Genomic DNA, 4,658 nt, shown 5'->3' on the forward strand with positions numbered 1-4,658 from the left:
AGTACAAAGAAAATCGGTGACTCGTCCGCCAACCCCAACCGCAAGGTATCTACATCCCAGCGCGTCAGCAGCAAGCAGCCGTGAACCGTCTGAGAACCAGTAGGGTCATCATCAAGGACAATAATTTTTGGTTTGGTTGTCATGCTAAATCTCTAGCGACTCCTAGCGAGAAAGCGATCGCAGCTATACAGACTAAACCTGCCATCGTTTCCCCTTGAGTAGAGTTTAGGGCAGGTTTTCCATCTAATTGGTTGAGTCCGCGCAGGCGGACTTTGTTTGTGTAGCCGCGAATTCTATTCGCCGGGTCTATTGGTTTTAAGGTTGATTCTGTATTTTCTCATCTCTTCCTGTACGCTGACGCCAATCTGCAACCCCATAAGGCTTACCATGCTTGGTGTCGAGTAACAAATGATTTGTTGCTCCTAACACATTAGTCTCGTCAGTAGAAAAGATTCTGAAAGCTTTGAATACAAAGGTTTTGATCTAATTTCATGAGGTGAAAATGGCTCTACGTTGCAACAAATTGTCTTGGCTTTAGCTCTTTAAATCTAGCCACAACGAGGGTACTTTGGTTCTGTCAACACTCAAAGGCAAGAATTTGCTAAAACGACAAATAATTTGTTACTCGACAACAAACCAGCCATGTAATACCATAATTCCTGGAGCAAAATTAGTCGTAAGAGTTAAATTCAGGAATGTTCTTGTGGCTTGATTTATGTGCCTATGGGAAAATTCACGTTTTGGCTTCATCTCTATGACATCAAACTTTCCAAAAGACTCCAGAGACGAAGACGATATTGAAAAAGAGTTTGAAGCCCTAACGGATGAGGATATTCAAGCAAAACTTGACTCTCTTGTTAGTACACTTATTTTGGTTGAGAAGAGTGCTTCTTCAGAGCTAGTTGATGCATTTCTTAACTCATATAAGGAGTTACTGAAGGAAGGCAGTTACTACTCTCCACAAGTTGCTTTCCCTACTATTTTTGATTTGCTTGTAACAGCAGAATATGCGAAGCGTATGTTAGCTGATGCAGGTTGGACATACTGCCGGGGTAACGAATATCCAGAAGGTTCAGCCCTATATTTCCCTTTTCTGAAAGCCTGCCCACGTTGCAGCGTTCATCAAGGTAAAAGACAACCAGTCAAAAGTAACAAACCAGGATCAGATTCTATAGGTGCGATTGCGGGCAACGCTACCCTATTACTTCTCTGTAAAATTTTAGAGTACACTCGCCCAACTGCACAGATTAGAAAATCAACAGACCGCCGAGGTGATGTTGATTTAGTAATTTCAGATGATGATATTTTTATTCTTGCAGAAATTAAATCTTCACCTCTAGTTGTTTATCCGCTCGAAATCTTACTGACTAGTCCAATGACAGAGGTTAAGAACGGCATTACTCAACAGTTAAGAGATCATTCACCTGCTACTTCACGTGTTGAAAGAGAAGATATTAGCTTATATATTGCACATAAAAATAAAAGAATTCGGCTAGGAACACGTTCTGAAGACAACTGGGCTTACTCGGAGTTGATTAATTATGTCAGTGATAAACGTAATGTTGCCTTCCTAATTGAAGCTTGGAGTGAGCTTCAAGATGTTTATAGGGCAAAAGGACGGGATTCTAATGGAAGAATAGACAATCGAAAGTGGATTACATATGGATGTGGCGGTGGAGTTGATGATTCAAAAAATGCGCCTGGTATTGATCGCACGGATGACATCAAAAAGGGAACCTACCAGGTTTTAAAGCTAGGAGCTTATTACAAAGAAAAAGCACCAGAGAAGAACATTTCTACGATTCTTGTTGCAAATTTCTTTGCTTACCATACAAACACTCGCTATCTTGAAGAAATCCAAGATGTGCTTTGGACTAAGCCAAAGTATGAAATTCATCTCAAAGATACACCTTATGAAACAGAGATGCGAGGCTTTAGAAAAGATGCTGTTTTTAATCTCTATGATGCAATTATATGCTTCACAGAGGCTATTTTCTACAACGAAAAAATTGAAGAAATTTTTAGCTATAAAAAATTCCTGGAAGCGTTCTTGAGATGAATCAGTTAACTAAGTATTATTTCAAACTAAAGCAAAATATTGAACTAGAGGGAGATGTTCTGCTTGCCCGTTTAGAGATTGAAGCTTTGATATCAAACAAAATAGAGGTACTTATTGATCTAGATGAGTTAGCTTTGCAAGAACCTCTCTTAGCTCAACTAGAGGGTATCTCTAACCTCCATTCGCTTAGTCGTGTCAATGGTGCTAAAGGATTTGTAGCTTACGCTCCGATTATAAAAATATCCGAGCTTATTAAGCGATTAAGTTTTGTTCAACGTTTCTACTGTCTAACAGATAATATCTCTAGCGCAAAATCTCACTTGGCTCAGCTTCCAAAGAGTTGCGGAAAAGTGATTAGGCAACATGAGAAGGAAGGTTTTATCATTATTGAAGCTGTGCCACACTTTACAATATTTGAGCTTTCTGAAGCTGCATTAAAAAAGGCTAATAATCCGGAACAAGTAAAAAAAAATTTAGATTTGTTAATTGATGAATTGCTTGGCGGTTCAAGTGTAATAACCTCATATAAAATTGCAAGTGATGCGCTTAAAATCAAAAATTCATCTTCTCTTCTTTCACATGATATTCATTACTACAAAGCCAAGTTTTTTCCAAGAATGGTACGTGCCTTACTTAATATAGGGAGTAATACTGTTGATAGCAAAAATCCGAAAGTCATCGATAATTTTGTGGGAAGTGGAACAGCATTGCTTGAGTCAGCGACACTAGGTTTTGAGAGCGTAGGAACAGATATAGATCCACTGTCTGTTCTTATCTCAAATACAAAAATTAAAGCTTTATATTATCCTAGTGACCTTCTATATGAGGAAGCCAAGCGTATTACAAAGACTATTGAAATAAAGCCTCAACAGCAAAAAACATTCTTGAGCGAGAAAGAATTATTTCCAGAATGGCTGCTTAAAAATCGTAAGATGACAGCAGTTGTAGCAAAAGAAATTGCTACGGAAATAAATCATTTGAGAGCATGTTTAGAAACAGCCGCACCCCAATTCCAGGAGCTTTTACAAGTGCTTGTATCTGATGCTATTGCACGAAAAGTAAAAATGCGGATTCTTGGGACGGGAAGCGGTAGATTTTCGTTGAGTTTTGCTAAAACTCCTCTAAGTAGAACATTCACTAAGTCGCTACAGAGTTATGTGAAGGTCGCAGCCGTTGGTGAATGGTTACGGGAAACCCTTGGAATAGATTTTGCTCCAGCTAAGGCAGTAATAGGGGATGCTAGATTTTTGCCTGAAGATTTAGGAACATTCGATTTACTTATTACATCTCCTCCATACTTGCCAGCATCTAGTGGCCGAGAAAGCTACGCAAAAGCTAGAGCAATATCTTTAAGGTCTCTCAAGATAGCAGAACTCGAAATGGTTGATGATTTGATAGATAACGCTGTCGGTGGGATGAGCGAACAGAAAATAGATTTAACACAACTTAGTAATCAAGAAAGGGAAGTCGTTGATTGGCTTGCAGCCGATGCTTTACGCTATGTGAAGGCACAACCTACAGCCAAATATTTCCTGGATATGAGACAGGCTTTTAAAGAAATGTTTAGTGTACTTAACAGCGGAGCGTTTGCTGCAATAGTAAGTGGGAAACAGAATACCTTCTATGAGTTTTCAACGCGCAAGGTACTTTATACTGTTCCCACGGCTGAACTGTTAGCTGAAGAGGCAATGCATGTGGGTTTTTCTGTTGAACAACTTCTGGACATTCAATTAAAAAAGGCAAATAGGAACGCAAGACCACGGTCACTTGATGACTATTACGAGACTGTGATTATTCTTCGTAAACCATAGGGATGATTGCGTTAGATTACCAGATAGGGTCGAACAAATTATTTGTTGCTTTTAACACATTAATGTCGCCAGTAAAAAAGATTTTGAAAGTTTTGTCTATAGAGGTTTTGGCTCAGTTTCAGCGTGGTAAAAATGCTCTATGCTTTAAAAAATTGTCTTGGCTTTAGCACTTTAAATCTAGACACAACGAGGGCACTTTTTGCTCTGTCAACACTCAAAATAAATAATTTTTTAAAACAACAAATTATTTATTGAGATATTTTTAATTTTTCAATTAATTAAAGAAAGTAGCAATTCTCCATATAATGACCAATCTTTTCCCATTGATAAAAACTAATTTTTAAGTTCATCAAGTAAGTTGCTATCTTTTTTTTAGCCATTCTATTTCTCCTAGATATACAATTTAAGTAACTTGCTAATGTATTTATATCAAACCCCCACCCAGTAAACTAGGTAGGGGTATTAAATCTAGCTTAATGCACTAACTCAGTGGCGCGTTTTGTCAACGCTTCGGCAGTTAATCCATTAAACGCCATCAATTCACCCGCACTCGCTGTCGTTTCGCCACGCTTCCAGGCGAAGGTATCGCGCTTGCAGTTACTCCGCAGCATGATGGGTTCCAGCATCCCAGACGCGCCACCCGTGACGCCAACTAAGGCATCACCATTAAATAGTTTGGCAAAGCCAGCATCGTCCAAGAAGTCGCCATCGGATTCGGAACAGGTATCCCAGGAGACATCATGGGGACGATACAAGCGGCGGGGATTAACAATCGAGACAATCCGCGC

At 39.2% G+C, this 4,658-nt stretch carries 2 protein-coding genes and 2 pseudogenes; 2 read left to right on the top strand and 2 right to left on the bottom strand.

Annotation, left to right across the window (positions count from 1 at the left end; genetic code table 11):
* Positions 1 to 143 (bottom strand): annotated as a pseudogene (locus tag H6F50_RS27445) (four-carbon acid sugar kinase family protein); the annotation flags it as partial.
* Between the two features lie 611 nt (positions 144 to 754).
* Between H6F50_RS27445 and H6F50_RS26075 the strand changes: the two are divergent.
* Positions 755 to 2,059, top strand: coding sequence for a hypothetical protein (locus H6F50_RS26075; protein ID WP_190430946.1), 1,305 nt, complete (start codon positions 755 to 757; stop codon positions 2,057 to 2,059).
* Positions 2,056 to 3,870 (top strand): hypothetical protein, encoded by a 1,815-nt coding sequence (locus tag H6F50_RS26080; RefSeq protein ID WP_190430947.1) that lies wholly within the window; start codon positions 2,056 to 2,058, stop codon positions 3,868 to 3,870. The genes H6F50_RS26075 and H6F50_RS26080 overlap by 4 nt, the downstream gene beginning before the upstream one ends.
* 473 nt (positions 3,871 to 4,343) lie before the next feature.
* Here the strand turns inward: H6F50_RS26080 and H6F50_RS26085 are convergent.
* Positions 4,344 to 4,658: pseudogene (locus tag H6F50_RS26085) on the bottom strand (phosphoketolase); the annotation flags it as partial.

This window comes from Coleofasciculus sp. FACHB-712 (assembly GCF_014695635.1).
Classification (GTDB): Bacteria; Cyanobacteriota; Cyanobacteriia; order Cyanobacteriales; family FACHB-T130; genus FACHB-T130.